This window comes from Actinomadura rugatobispora (genome assembly GCF_055379765.1).
The window spans coordinates 8,534,550-8,548,269 of sequence record NZ_AP029191.1; the positions used below are offsets into that span (position 1 = coordinate 8,534,550).

Annotated in this window: 12 protein-coding genes; 6 read left to right on the plus strand and 6 right to left on the minus strand. The window is 74.7% G+C overall.

The features are described from left to right. Positions 1-316 precede the first annotated feature (316 nt). From ACZ466_RS38330 to ACZ466_RS38340, 3 genes are all read left to right on the plus strand, one after another. Positions 317-1,549 (plus strand): DegT/DnrJ/EryC1/StrS family aminotransferase, encoded by a 1,233-nt coding sequence (locus tag ACZ466_RS38330; RefSeq protein ID WP_378281820.1) that lies wholly within the window; start codon positions 317-319, stop codon positions 1,547-1,549. Positions 1,550-1,800: 251 nt separating this feature from the next. Continuing rightward, positions 1,801-2,808 (plus strand): NAD-dependent epimerase/dehydratase family protein, encoded by a 1,008-nt coding sequence (locus ACZ466_RS38335; RefSeq protein ID WP_378281821.1) that lies wholly within the window; start codon positions 1,801-1,803, stop codon positions 2,806-2,808. Positions 2,809-3,056: 248 nt separating this feature from the next. Beyond that, complete coding sequence (locus ACZ466_RS38340) at positions 3,057-4,316, plus strand: MFS transporter (protein ID WP_378281822.1); 1,260 nt, start codon at positions 3,057-3,059, stop codon at positions 4,314-4,316. 21 nt (positions 4,317-4,337) lie between these two features. On the opposite strand, the gene ACZ466_RS38345 is transcribed toward ACZ466_RS38340, so the two are convergent. Both ACZ466_RS38345 and ACZ466_RS38350 read right to left on the minus strand, forming a co-directional pair. Next, complete coding sequence (locus ACZ466_RS38345) at positions 4,338-5,189, minus strand: DUF72 domain-containing protein (RefSeq protein ID WP_378281823.1); 852 nt, start codon at positions 5,187-5,189, stop codon at positions 4,338-4,340. A 10-nt stretch (positions 5,190-5,199) separates the two neighbouring features. Further along, the gene (locus ACZ466_RS38350; protein ID WP_378281824.1) at positions 5,200-5,841 is read right to left on the minus strand and encodes an alpha/beta fold hydrolase; all 642 of its coding nucleotides are present in this window, start codon (positions 5,839-5,841) and stop codon (positions 5,200-5,202) included. Positions 5,842-6,163: 322 nt separating this feature from the next. On the opposite strand from ACZ466_RS38350, the gene ACZ466_RS38355 reads away from it, so the two are divergent. Beyond that, entirely contained in the window at positions 6,164-6,793 is a 630-nt protein-coding gene (locus ACZ466_RS38355) for a TetR/AcrR family transcriptional regulator (RefSeq protein WP_378281825.1), read from the plus strand. An 18-nt stretch (positions 6,794-6,811) separates the two neighbouring features. Here the strand turns inward: ACZ466_RS38355 and ACZ466_RS38360 are convergent, their stop codons facing one another. After that, positions 6,812-8,122, minus strand: a complete 1,311-nt coding sequence (locus ACZ466_RS38360) for an amidohydrolase family protein (RefSeq protein ID WP_378281826.1) — start codon at positions 8,120-8,122, stop codon at positions 6,812-6,814. 228 nt (positions 8,123-8,350) lie between these two features. Between ACZ466_RS38360 and ACZ466_RS38365 the strand changes: the two genes are divergently transcribed. Next, a complete protein-coding gene (locus ACZ466_RS38365) occupies positions 8,351-9,439 on the plus strand; it encodes a S1C family serine protease (protein WP_378281827.1) in 1,089 nt (362 codons plus the stop codon). On the opposite strand, the gene ACZ466_RS38370 is transcribed toward ACZ466_RS38365, so the two are convergent. Together ACZ466_RS38370 and ACZ466_RS38375 are read right to left on the minus strand one after the other, a co-directional pair. Continuing rightward, entirely contained in the window at positions 9,440-10,345 is a 906-nt protein-coding gene (locus ACZ466_RS38370) for a hypothetical protein (protein ID WP_464041847.1), read from the minus strand. It abuts the gene before it with no gap. 713 nt (positions 10,346-11,058) lie between these two features. Further along, complete coding sequence (locus ACZ466_RS38375; protein ID WP_378281829.1) at positions 11,059-11,550, minus strand: ATP-binding protein; 492 nt, start codon at positions 11,548-11,550, stop codon at positions 11,059-11,061. 295 nt (positions 11,551-11,845) lie between these two features. On the opposite strand from ACZ466_RS38375, the gene ACZ466_RS38380 reads away from it, so the two are divergent. After that, complete coding sequence (locus ACZ466_RS38380; RefSeq protein WP_464041848.1) at positions 11,846-12,988, plus strand: S1 family peptidase; 1,143 nt, start codon at positions 11,846-11,848, stop codon at positions 12,986-12,988. Here ACZ466_RS38380 and ACZ466_RS38385 read toward each other — a convergent pair. Next, positions 12,985-13,530 carry a beta-class carbonic anhydrase gene (locus ACZ466_RS38385; RefSeq protein ID WP_378281831.1) on the minus strand — a complete coding sequence of 182 codons (546 nt, stop codon included), beginning with the start codon at positions 13,528-13,530 and terminating at the stop codon, positions 12,985-12,987. The two genes, ACZ466_RS38380 and ACZ466_RS38385, sit on opposite strands and share 4 nt — an antisense overlap. Positions 13,531-13,720: the final 190 nt, after the last annotated feature.

Sequence of the window (13,720 nt, forward strand, 5' to 3'; positions counted from 1 at the left end):
CGTAAGTTGCCCTTTGGGGGTGCGGCTTGGGTGCGGGTTACTGTTTTCTTCCCCGCAGTCGATATCGCTCGGGATAATGGCTCCATTACCATCGACTTGACACGGTAGGCACGGGATGGTCACCACGGTGGTCGCACGCGAGAATCCGTCCGGCCGTGGCGTCACATTGAGATCTCCACTTCACGGGCCCCGGTGCCGGTCGACGTCCTGGCCGGCGCCGCGCCGTCGCAGGTTCGGACGGGTCGTCCTTGGAGCGGTCCACAACATCCCCAACGAAGCAACCACCTCCATCGGAGCAAGGGAGAGGAGTGCCGCCGTGAAGTACGTGGTGCCCTACAGCGGGATCTCCAACCGGCTGGGCGACGAAGAGATCAAGGCCGTGACGGACGCGCTGGGCCAGGACACGCTGGCGATGGGCCCGAGCGGCGCGGAGTTCGAGCGGCGCCTGGCGCAGCGGCTGGGCGCCCGGCACGCGCAGGCGACCAACTCCTGCACCACCGCCCTGTTCCTGGCCGCGCAGGTGCTGGGGCTGGAGGCCGGCGACGAGGTGATCACCACCCCGCAGACGTTCTGGGTCACCACCTGGCCGCTGCAGGCCCGCCGCTGCGTCGTCAGGTTCGCCGACATCGACCCCGGCAGCCTCAACATCGACCCCGCCACCATCGAGCCGCTCATCACCGAGCGGACCAGATCGATCTGGGTGGTCCACTACGGCGGCCAGGCCGTCGACATGGACCCGGTCATGGACATCGCCCGCCGGCACGGCCTCACCGTCGTGGAGGACTGCGCCCACGTCCCCGGCGGCACCTACAAGGGCCGCGCCCTGGGCACCATCGGCGACATCGGCTGCTTCAGCTTCCACTCGCTGAAGAACATGACGACCGCCGAGGGCGGCGCCTTCGTCACCGGCGACGACCGGTTCGCCGAGATGGCCCGCGCGCTGGGCACCATCCACACCTGGGGCGAGATGACCGAGCGCGACGACGCCGCCATCGGCCCGTACCGGCAGCCCGCCTACTACCGCGACGCGCACGTGCTCCGCTCCTACACCCACGACTTCGCCCACGGCCGCTACCTCGTCGGCAACAACTACCGGATGAGCGAGCTGAGCGCCGCGCTCGGGATCGTCCAGCTGGGCCGCCTGGACGCCCTCAACGAGCGGCGCCGCGACATCGCCGCCCGGCTGGACGAGGGGCTGCGCGACGTGCGCGGCATCGACGTCCAGATCGAGAAGCCGTTCGCCCGCCACGTCTACCACCTCTACACGCTCTTCTACCGGCCGGAGATCGTCGGCGCTCCCAAGGACGACTTCATCCGGCACCTCCAGGAGGAGGAGGGCATCGAGATCGTCATCCGCTACTTCCCGATCCACCTGCTGCCGGAGTTCCGCGCGCAGGGCCACGGGTACGGCGAGTGCCCGGTCGCCGAGCGCACCTACTTCGAGCACCAGATCCAGCTCCCCATCTACGACCACCTGACCGACGAGCAGGTGGAGCACATGATCGGCGCGGTGCGGCGCGGAGTCGCCAAGCTCGGCGGACGCGCCTGACCCGCCGCGGACGGGCGGCGCCCGGCCGGTCCAAGGCCCGGGCCCGCGCCCTCCACCCGGCGCGGGCCCGCTTCCCCACCGGCGCGCGGGCCGCCCCGTCCACCGCAACGCCGGGGCCCTGATCGATCCGGCGGGCCCCGGGGCGCCGCGGCACCGAGGCCGCGGCGGGACGGCACCGGAGGCGACCCCCGCCTCCCCGTCCACACCCCCTGCGTCCCCATGCCGGGACGCATGACATCTGGAGTCTCCCCATGGGCAGTACGCTGCTGCATTCCTCACCATCCGACGACGCCGACGTCGCCGTCACCGGAGGGTCGGGCTTCGTGGGCGGCCACCTGGTCGCCGCGCTGACCGACCTCGGGAAGCGGGTCGTCGTCGTGGACCTCGCCGACCCGTCCCCGGCCGTGGCCGGGCTGCCGGGCGTCACCCACCGCCGCACCGACCTTCGGGACTACGGGGAGACGCTCCTCGCGTTGCGCGACGTGCACACCGTCTACCACCTCGCGGGCAACGCCAGCGGGACCCGTTCGGTCGAGAACCCCAGGTTCGACTTCCAGATGAACGGGCTCGGCACGTGCAACGTGGGCAACGCGTGCGCCGAGCTCGGCGTGCGGCGGCTGGTCTTCATGTCCTCGGCCATCGTGTACGGCACGCCGCAGGCGTTCCCCATGACCGAGGAGCACCCGACCCGGCCGTTCCTGCCGTACGGCGCCTCCAAGTACTCCGGCGAGCTCACGCTGCGCGCCCTGTACGAGGCCCTCGACCTGCCCGTGATGATCGGGCGGTCGTTCGTCGTCTACGGGCCGGGCGAGGACCCGCGCACGGCCGGCGGCGAGGTGTCGCAGTTCCTGCGCTGGCAGCTCAACGAGCTGCCGATCCCGGTGGTCGGCGACATCGACCGCAAGACCCGCGACTTCGTCCACGTGCAGGACGTCTGCCAGGCGCTCATCACGCTCGCCGAGTCGGGCAAGCCGGGCGAGCACTACAACATCGGCAGCGGCGAGGAGGTGTCGATGCGCGCCCTGGCCGACGCGGTCGGCACCGCCACCGGGCGGCCCGCCCGCCTGGAGGCCGACGCCTCCATGCTGGAGGACAGCTTCCGGCTGGTGGCCGACATCTCCAAGCTCCGCGACATCGGCTACCGGCCCCGCGTCGCGCTCGACCAGGGGCTGAAGTCGCTCGCCGAGGAGCTCGGCCCCTTCCCCGAGCTGCCGTCGGTGACGGTCGCGTTCCGCCGCGAGGCCGCCGGGCGGGAATGAGGGAATGAGGCCGCGAGGACGGCCGGGGCGGTCGCGCCCACCGGTTTGGGAACGTTCCAGTCCGGTGCGCGCCCGGCACTGACCGGCACCGGCGGCCGCCCGCGGCCCACCACCGTACGCACGGCGGCATCACGCTCGTCCGGCGCCCCGACGGCCCGCCGGACGAGCCCGCCCCCACCCCGCCGCCGAAACGACCCGCACTCGAGACCCTCGCCCGCCCCGCGGGCCGGTCCTCGAGCGAGGAGATCATGCCCAGAGACAACAGGACCGATGGCAGTGCACACACCACGGAGGTGAACGCCAACGGCGCCGCCCGGGGGGCCGCCGCGCTCACAAGCCTGCCGCCCGCCCGCAGACGGGCGGCCCGGACGGCCATCGCCGCCGTGTTCTTCGTCAACGGCGCCGCGTTCGCCACCTGGGCCGCCCGGGTGCCCGCCGTACGCGACGCGCTGGAACTCTCCCCGGGCGCCCTGTCGGTGGCGCTGACCGGGCTGGCGGCCGGGGCGTTCGCCGGGCTCCCGCTGGCCGGCGGGATGGTGGCGCGGTGGGGGAGCCGGCGGGTGCTGGCCGGTGCCGCCCTCTACCTGGCCGCGCTCCCGCTCATCACGCTGGCGCCCGGGCTCGTCCAGCTGACCGCGGCGCTGGCGGCGTTCGCGATCGGCAACAGCATCCTCGATGTGTCCATGAACACCCAGGGCGCGCTCGCCGAGCGGGCCTATTCCCGTCCCATCATGGGGAGCCTGCACGCCATGTTCAGCCTCGGCGGCGTCCTCGGCGCGGCGGTCGGCGGGCTCGCGGCGAGCGCGGGCATCGGCGTCGAGGGGCACTTCCTGGTGACCGCGCTCGTCCTCGCCGCCGTCTGCGCCTGCGCGATCGGGTTCCTGCTACCGGACGCGCCGCGCGCCGGACCCTCCGCGCCGCTGCTGTCCCTCCCCGCCCGCGGGCTGTGGGCGCCCGGCCTCATCGCCTTCTGCGCCCTCATGGGGGAGGGGCTGATGAACGACTGGGGCGCCCTGTACCTGAACGACGTCGCCGGCACGTCGGCCTGGACCGCGGCGGCCGGCTTCGCGGTCTTCTCGGTCGGCATGGTGATCGGCCGGCTGGCCGCCGACCGGGTGCGCGTCCGCGTGCCGACCGAGAAGCTGCTGCGCGGCTGCGTCCTCCTCGCGGCGAGCGGTTCCGTCATCGCGATCGCGCTGCCGACGGCGTGGACGGGCCTGGCGGCGTACGCGCTGATCGGCCTGGGCCTGGCGGCCGTGGTCCCGGTGACCTTCAGCCACACCGCCCACTACAACCCGCGGCACCCCGGGGACTCGATCGCCGCCGTCTCCACGGTCGGCTACGTCGGCTTCCTGGTGGGGCCGCCGCTCATGGGCGCCATCGCGCACTCGGTCGGGCTGCACACGGCCATGCTGGTCTTCCCGCTCCTCATGTGCACGATGGTGCTCCTGGCCCCGCTGCTGCGCCCGGCGTCCCGCCGGCGGTCCGACCGCGGGGCCGGATCGTGAGCCGGCCGGACCGGCGCCGCCTCAGAAGAGGGTCGGCGGCTCGGCGGGCACCGGCTCGGGCAGCGGTTCGAGCTCGGGCACCAGCTCCCGCACCTCGTCGTGGAACCGGCGGGCGAGCATCAGCGCCTCGGCGTTGTCGGGCGTGTGGACGAACACCGTCGGCGAGCGCCCCTCGCGCAGCCACTCCGCGACGGTGCCGGTCCAGTGCCGCCAGCCCTCGACCGTGCGGGCGGTGTCGTCCCGGCCGAGGTAGCGGACGATCGGCCGGTCGGTCAGGGCCGCCGAGCGGCGCGGCACGCGCGGCTTCTTCGTCCACGCGTCGCGTTCGGCGTCGCTGGTCGGCGGGCTCCGGAAGAGGGTGGTGGTGTCGAACGGGATCCACTCGGCGCCGACGCCCGTGAGCACCTGCTCGAGGAACCGCCGAGAGCGCCCGTCCTCGAAGAAGTCGCGGTGCCGCACCTCCACGCCGTACCGGTGCGAGCGGGGGAGCCTGCGCAGGAAGGCGGCCAGTGTGCCGAGGTCGTTCGGCGTGAACGACCCCGGCAGCTGCACCCAGAGGGCGTGGGCGCGCGGGCCGAGCGGCTCGATCGCCGTCAGGAACGCCCGCAGCTCCTCCTCCGCGCCGGACAGGCGCCGTTCGTGGGTGATCGACTTGGGCAGCTTGACCACGAAGCGGAACTCGGGCGCGGTCTGATCCGCCCACGACCTGACCGAGCTCCGCGACGGCGTGGCGTAGAACGTCGTGTTGCCCTCCACGGCGTTGCACCAGCTCGCATAGGACATCAGACGTTCCCGGGGCGGGAGCGGATGGGGCAGGTAGCGCCCCTGCCACGGCGCGTGCGTCCACATCGCGCATCCCACATGAAGCCGCATGAAGCAGACGCTATCGGAGCGGGCGCCGCGCCGCGTCGGCCGCCAGCCGGCCCAGGGCCTCCGCCAGCCGGGTGAGGCCGGGCTCCTCGACCGGCAGGTGCCCGCAGCCCTCCAGCATCACCAGCCGCTTCTCGGACGCCAGCCGCTCGAAGAAGGGCAGGCTCAGCGCGGCGGGCGTCCACCGGTCGTCGGCCGGATGCGCCAGCACCACCGGGCAGGCGGTGAACTCCTCGGGCTCCACCTCCGGGGCCGAGGCCAGGTACGTGCGCAGGAAGCGCAGCGAGACGCGGCCGCCGCCGCCCAGCCGGTCCCGGGCCACCGCCGCGTTCAGGTCGGGCCGGTTGGCCATCGCCGACATCCGGGCGATCCAGCGGATCGGGACGCGCACGCCCTCGAAGGGGCGCAGCGCGTTCATGACCGGTCCCGCGTAGGTGCCGAACGGGCCGAACCGGGCGGCGGCGGCGCGCGCGGGCGCGTGCCGGACGTCCAGCAGGCAGGTGACGGCGAGCCCGTCCGCGCCGGCCCGCGCGACCGCGCTGTAGGCGAGCATCCCGCCGACGCTGCCGCCCACCACCAGCACGGGCCGCCCGTCGCGCTCCCGCTCCTCCCGGATCAGCTCCTCGGCGAGGTCGACCCAGGCCCCGTAGGTCACCGGCCGCCCGTTGCACCGGGTGCGCCACCTCCGCCCGCTCGACCAGGCGCGCGTACGGCAGCATCATGCGCCCGTGCCCGCCCGCCCCGTGCAGCACCACCACCTTCACCGCCGCGCCGGGGTCCCGCACCCGCTCCATGTGCACGTCCATGCCGCGCCAGCGCCGCCACTCCGATTCGGAGGCCGGGCCCTCGATCTCGCGCGCCCATCGGGGGAAGAACCCCAGGTAGTCGACCGTCATCACCGCTCCTTGCGCCGTTCCGCCGGATGCCGTGACAATAGTGAGCAATTGCTCGCGTTTCTACTCGCGTTAGGCCCCCCGATGCCCGGCACGCCCAAGCGGCTCCGTCCGCGTAAAAGCCCACGTCAGAAGCGTTCGGCCCAGACCCGGGAGCAGATCCTCGAAGCGGCTGCTCGCGTTTTCGTCGAGCACGGCCACGCGGCGGGCACCACCAACCGCATCGCCGAGGCCGCGGGACTGTCGATCGGCTCGCTCTACCAGTACTTCCCGAACAAGGACGCCATCCTGCTGGAGCTCGCGCGGCGGCACGTCGACCACGGCCGCCGGCTCGCGGAGGCCGCCGTCCGGCGCGGGCTGCCCGCGGCCTGGGACGAACGCGCCACCGTCCTGGTCGACGTGGCGCTCGGCGCGCACGACGGCGACCCCCGGCTGCACCAGGTGCTGTTCGAGGAGTCGCCGCGCCCGCCCGCGCTGCTGGCCGAGCTCCGCGCGCTCCAGGACTCGCTGGTCGGCCTCGTCGCCGGCCTGCTGCGCGAGGACGGCACCGTGCGCGTCCCCGACCCCGACCTGACCGCCTGGTTCCTGGTCGCCGCCGCCGAGTCCCTGACGCACCGCTACCTGGCCGACCGGCCGACCGCCGACACCGAGGCGTTCCGCCGGGAACTGACCGGCCTGCTCACCCGCCTCGTACACCCCGCACCGGCCGGGTGAGCCGGCCCGCCGGCGCCGCTACTCGGGCGGCGGCGTGCGGTCGACGGCGCGGCCGTTCTTCCAGACGGCCGCGATGGCGCGCGCGTCGGTGATGTCGGTGGTGGGGTCGCCGTCCACCAGCACCAGGTCGGCGCGCAGGCCGGGGGCGATGCGGCCGCGGTCGCCCAGGCCGAACGCGCGCGCCGGGACCGAGGTCGCCGCGGCCAGCGCCGCGCTCGGGGAGAGCCCGGCGCGGACCAGGTGCCCGAGCTCGACCAGCATGCTCACGCCGTTGGCGTTGGCGCGGACGGGCGCGTCGGTGCCCGCCAGGATCGGCACGCCCGCGGCGTGCAGCCGCCGGACGTTCGCCGAGCCGATCCCGAGGAAGTCGGGGCGGCCCGGACGGTCCGGCGGCTCCTGCGCGAGCAGGTACTCCTGCGTCGGGCTGAGCCAGGGGGTGATCCGGTCGTCGGCGAGCAGGTCCTTGGCGCCTGCGCCCCAGTCGACGACCGACAGGGTCGGGATGACGAACGCCCCGGCGCGGCGGATCTCGGCGACGCCGTCCGGGCCGCCCTCCACGTCCCAGAAGACGTGCGCGAGACCGTCGGCGCCCGCGCGGACGGCGGCCAGGGAGAGCTCCAGCTTCTCGGTGTGGACGACCGCGCGGCGGCCGTGCCGGTGCGCCGCGGCGATCACGCGCCGGAGCTGGTCGCCGGTCAGCGTGGGCAGCGGCGGCCGGGGCGGCGGCGGGCCGTTCTCCAGGATGACCTTCACGAAGTCCGAGCCCTCGGCGACCCGGTCGGCGACGAACCGGTCGATGTCGGTGTCCGCGGTCACCCGGGGGAAGTCCCAGCCGGGCTGGAGGGGGTGGCCGCCGGGCACGGTGACGCCGACGCCGGCCGACCACAGGTCCGCCCGCCGGGCCGGCGCCGTCGACCGGCGCCGCCGGCGGGCCTCGGGAAGCCCCGCCGGGTCGCCGAACATCTCGAGCTCGGTGGTGACCCCGAACCGCAGCGCGTCCGCCGCGCTGCCCTCGAACGCGTGGACGTGGCAGTCGATCAGGCCGGGCAGCAGCGTCCGGCCGCCGCCGTCGTACACCCGGTGGCGCGGGGACGCCGGCACGTCGCCGACCGCGGCGATCAGGCCGTCCACCACGAGCACGGAACCGCGCCCCCGCGGGCGCAGGCCGTCGAAGACGCGGACATCGCGGATGAGGAGGGGGCCGGGCCCGCCCGCCCTGGCCGGGGCCGCCGCGGCCGCCCGCGAGGCCGCCACGGGCGACGCGGCGGCGGCGACGGCCAGGCCGGACGCGAGGGACAGGACGCGGCGGCGTGAGGTTCGTGGTTCCATGCGCCCTGACGCTACGAAGCCCGGCCGCGGCGGGATAAGCGACTTTCGTCGCCGCCCGGCCGACCGAAGTAGCGGCCTTCGGCACGGTCGTGCACACCGTCCCGGGCCCGGGACGGAGCGTTGACGCGTTCTTTCCGTCGCGAGGGCTTTGCCGCCCCGGCCCGCGGGCAGATCCGTCCCGCCGCCCGCGGCCCGCGGGACGGCCGCGTGACCGTCGAAGGGACTGGGATGGGGCTGAGGGCCGGACCGGCCGGCACGATGCCGCCGGCCACGGTGCCGGCGGCGGTGGTGCTGCTGGTCGCGCTCGTGACCGCGGGCTGCACGGACGGCGACGGGCGCGCGGCGCGGTCCGGCGCCACCGGCACCGCGGAGGCCCAGGGCACCGCGGGCGCCACCGACCTGGAGCGCCGCTTCGAGCGGACCGTCACCGCCGTCCTGCCCTCGGTCGTGCAGATCAGCACGGACTCGGGCGAGGGCTCCGGCGTGGTGTACGACGACGACGGCCACATCGTCACCAACGCCCACGTCGTGGCCGGCGCCCGCCGGATCGAGGTCACCCCGGCCAGCGGCGGCGGCCCGCTGCGCGCCGAGCTCGTCGGCGCGTTCAACGCCGACGACCTCGCGGTGGTGAAGGTCGCCGGCGGGAAACCGCCCAAGGCGTCGTTCGGCGACTCGAACGCCCTCAAGGTCGGGCAGCTCGTGCTGGCCATGGGCAGCCCGCTGGGGCTGGCGGGCAGCGTCACCAACGGGATCGTGTCCGCCATGGGCCGCACCGTGTCGACCCGTCCCGGCGGCGCCTTCCCGGGATCGACGATCGTCCAGGCGATCCAGACCAGCGCCGCGATCAACCCCGGCAACAGCGGCGGCGCGCTGGTCACGCTGGACGGCCGGGTCGTCGGCATCCCCACCGCCGCCGCCGGCGACCCCGAGGGCGGCGGCCCGGCCCCCGGCATCGGCTTCGCCACCCCGAGCGCGACGGTCGCGGCGATCGTGCCCCAGCTGATCGCGCACGGCAAGGTCACCAACTCCGGCCGGGCGGCGCTGGGCGTCACCGTCCGCACCGTGGCCGACCTGCGCACCGGCGAGCCGGCCGGGGCGGAGGTCGTCGAGGTCGCCCGCGGCGGCGGCGCGGCCAAGGCGGGGATCAAGCCCGGCGACGTCATCATCGCCTTCAACGGGACCGGGACGCCCACCGAAGAGGCCCTCACCCAGGCCGTCGCCGGCCAGAAGGCCGGGGCCGCCGCCAAGGTCACCCTCGTCCGGGACGGCGCCGAACGCACCGTGGACGTCACCCTCGGGAAGCTCCCCGCCGGCTGATCACACGGCCAGGCCGTGGGCCGCGGCGTCGAAGCGGGAGCAGAACTCCACGTCCCCGATCCGCTCCGCGGCGCCGCGCACGGCGCGCAGCCTGGCCAGCGGACGCGCCGAAGTCATCCCGCCGGCCAGCCCGGTGATGACGCACAGCCCCGTCCGGATCGCCTCGGCCACGTCCCCCTGCTGCAGGAGCGCGTTGGCCAGGTAGCCCGCCGCGCACAGGCGGTTGCGGGGGCTCAGCGCCGCATCCTCCAGGGAGTTGCGGTGGATCTCCACCGAGCGGCCGGGGGCGCCCAGGCTCAGGTGGCCGGTCGCCTCCGCCGCGTCGACCTCGCCGGGGGTGACGAACTCCGTCCAGGGCAGGTCGGCCGGGTGCTCGCCGTGGTCGAGCTCGCGGCGCGCCTGCGCGACCGCGCCGCGGAAGCCCGCGGCCTCGCCGTCGTTGGCGTAGGCGACAGCCAGCCGGATCGACACGAGCGCGCGCAGCCGCGGCGAGGGCTCGTGCTCGGCGACGGCGGCGGCCAGCTCGGCCAGGCGCCGCGCCTCGCGGGCCACGCCCTGGCGCCGGGTGGTCCACGCCAGGTGGTTGGCCTGCATCGCCATGGTGGTCAGGATGTGGGTCTGCAGTTCGGTCTCGCCGCTGCTCCCGGCCAGGACGTGCGCCTCGTTGTAGAAGGCGCGGGCGGAGACCTGGTCGCCGGAGTCGAAGGCGGCCCAGCCCGCCTCCTCGGCCAGCTCGCCGGTCACCACCAGCAGCCGGTGGCCGACGCGCGCGCTGTAGTCGGACTCGTCGAGCATCCTGCGGGCCCGGGCGAACTGCCGGCGCGCCTGGACGAAGACGGCCCCCGCCGCCCAGCTCCTGGTCGCGGTCGCGGAGCCGGTCCAGTGACGCGCGCAGGTAGCGGACATGGGCGTCGTCGACTCGCGCCGGAACCTCGAAGGCGGGCAGCGCGGCGGCGGCCGCAGGGCCCGCCGCCATGCCGTTGAAGTCCCAGCGGTCCACCTGGTCTCCCTCTTCTCTCTCGATCCTCTCGACGGCGTCGGTCTCGCACCCGCCGGTCTCGCCCCCGCAGGTCTCGCCACCGCAGGTCAGGGTGGCGTCCGGATCCCCCAGGATCAGCGGCGCCAGCGCCTCGCGCGGCATGTCCACCGCGTCCGCGCAGGCCAGGAGCTCGCGGATGTCGTACAGGGTGCCGCGGGTGCCCTTCTCGATGCGCGACACCGTGGACTGCGACCAGCCCGCGACCAGGAGCCCGAGCTCCTCCTGGGACAGCCCCGCGGCGGCGCGCACCAGCGCGACGACGGCGGGGACGTCCACGCGGGAGAGCGCCCCCCGCATCGGCGCGGAATCCCAGATCCAGGTGGGGGCTATGCCCCTGCCGTCACGGGCGGCCTGCAGGCAGGGACCGCAGAGGGGGCCGTGGTTGTAACGCGACAGCCGGGTGCCCTTGCACGACACGCAGGCGCGCTGCCCGCCGGTTCGTGTCGGACGGTCTTCCTGCACGAGTCGCCTCCGTTCGGACATGCCGTGAACAGCGCGCTCCGGGTGCAGGCCGGCCGCCTGTCGCGGCCCCCGCCGACCGGTGCGTCTCATCCTGGGGCAGCCCCTCGGGTGACGCAAGTCACTCTGGCAACTCCGGCCCCAGCTGCCACCAGGCGGTCACCGTTTTGCCGCCGTCCGGGCAGGTTCGGCAGGTCCAGCCGCTCGCCAGCGACGCCACCAGCAGCAGCCCGCGGCCGCACTCGTCGAACGTCGCGGCCGCCGCCGGGACGGGCCGCGCGTCGACCGGGTCCCAGACCTCGCAGACCAGCCGGCCGGGGGTCCGCCGCAGCAGCAGCCGCACCTTCGGCGGGGGGTCGGCGGGATCCGGGGCGCGGGCCGCCGCGGCGGCCGCGCAGGCGACCGCCTGCACCGCGTTGGTGACCAGCTCGCTGGCGACCAGCTCGCAGTCCTCCACGAGCGCGTCGAGGCCCCACTTGCGCAGCCGGGCGGCCATGAAGCGGCGGGCGTCGCCCGCCGCGCCGGGGACCGCGGGCAGCTCCAGCCGCTCGCGGCCCCGGCCGGCCCCGTCGGGATCATGGGTGGAACGGGGGGACGGCGACGATGGTGGCATTGGCACCTGCCGTTCAGCGCTTCGCGTGGTCATGGCTCCCGATCCGATGCTCACTGTCCGTCGTGGTCCGCGAACAGAGAGTGAGAACCGGTCCAGCGTAAGTCCGCTCGGCCGCGCGCACCATGCCAAAGTGTCATGCGTGCTTTCTGGTGAAAACCAGTGGCTCCCCGCTCTTCGTCCCGAGTCTTGAACTCCTCCGCACGGCGCTCCGTATCACCCCCACATGGAACGGAAGCCGGAGCCGGGAGGGCTCATGAGGCGTCGGAACGCCGCTCGGAGAAGCCGTCTGCGCACGATGGCCAAGGCCACCGCGGTGGCCGCCGGGACCGCGGGGCTCGCGGCCGGATCGCTGTACGCGGTGCGGGCCGCCGGGGCGCCGGAGCGTCCCGGCGAGCAGGTGGCCAGGCTCGCCGGGGACGTCCAGGCCGGGGAGGGACGCGCGGGAGCGGCGCGCGGCCCCCGGGCGGCGGCGCCCGCGCGCAGGACCGCGACGCTCGCCGGCGTGCTGACCGGCCGGCTCGGCGCCGCCCGCACGACAGGCGCCTACCTGGACCGCGCCGGGCGCACCGTCGTCATGGTCACCAACGCCGCCGACGCCGGCCTCGTCCGCGGGGCCGGGGCCGTGCCGAAGATGACGCGGCGGAGCCCGGCGGCCCTGACCGGTGTCACCACCGCGCTGCGGCGGTCGATGGGGACGGTGACCGGCACCGGCTGGGCGGTCGATCCGGCCACCTCGCAGGTGGTGGTGTGGACCGACGCCACCGTCACCGGGACGCGGATGGCCGCCGTCCAGAGGACGGCGCGGCGGATGGGCGCGGCGGTGCGGACGGTGCGCGTCCCGGGACGGCTCGGCACGCTCGCCCTCGGCGGCGACGCGATCTTCGGCCAGGGGTCGCGCTGCTCGCTGGGCTTCAACGTCCGGCGGGGCGGCGAGGACTTCTTCCTCACCGCCGGGCACTGCGGCAACGCCGTCCGCACCTGGACCGCCGACCAGCAGGGGAACCGGCCGCTCGGGACCACGGTGCAGAGCAGCTTCCCCGGCGACGACTTCGCCCTCGTGCGCGCCGAGGCGGGCGCCGCGGGCGACGGGGCGGTCAACCTGTTCAACGGTCAGACCAGGGACATCGCCCAGGCGGGCGAGGCCGTCGTCGGCCAGCAGGTGGTGCGCAGCGGCAGCACCACCGGCGTCAGCACCGGCCGGGTCACCGCCGTCGGCGCGACCGTCAACTTCCCCGAGGGCACCGTCACGGGCATGATCCAGACCACCGTCTGCGCCGAGCCGGGCGACAGCGGCGGGCCGCTGTTCAGCGGGACCACCGCGCTGGGGCTCACCTCGGGCGGCTCGGGCGACTGCCGCACCGGGGGCGTGACCTTCTTCCAGCCGGTCACCGAACCGCTGGAGCGGTTCGGCGCCGAGGTCTCCTCACCCCGAAACTAACCCCGGAACAAGCTCGGCGGCGGGGCGGCCGCCCGGTCGCCGTCCGCCGGCCACCGCGGGCGCCGCACCTCGTGGGTGTCGACATCGTAGACGCAGCCGCAGATCGAGTCGCGGTACGGGATGGTCCGGTCCGCCTGGATCCTGCGGATCGACCGGTCCACGTCCTGGTCCACGTTCGTGAACGCCTCCAGCGCCCAGTCGGGCCGCAGCCTGGTGTCCGCCTCGATGTCGTCCTTGAACGCGGTGTCGGTGATGCCCGCCATCTCGCACCTGGTGTGGTGCATGACGATGATGTGCCGGGTGCCCAGCTCGCGCTGGCTGACGACCAGGCCGCGCCGCACGTCCGGGGTGGTCACGCCGCCCGCGTTGCGCAGGACGTGCGCGTCCCCGGTCTTCAGGCGGAGGATCTCGTAGGGGTTCACGCGGGTGTCCATGCAGGTGACGACGACCAGCCGCAGCCGGGGTTCCCTGCCGTCGGGCCCGGCCGCGGCCAGGTCCGCGTGCCACTCGGCCTCGGCGAACAACTCGTCCAGCACGTTCATCCGGGTCTCCCCTCGTGTCGGTGGGCGGTGTGACGCCTCGCCGCCCCAGAGATCACTATGGGGACGCGAATTCCAACCTCGGGCAGTGGCAGGGCAAAACCTGATCGATGTCGGTGTTCGTCCGCTTCCGCCGATCGCCGGAACCATTGAGTCGATCAATCTTGGGCCTTTCTTGGGCGCGGCCGGAGAA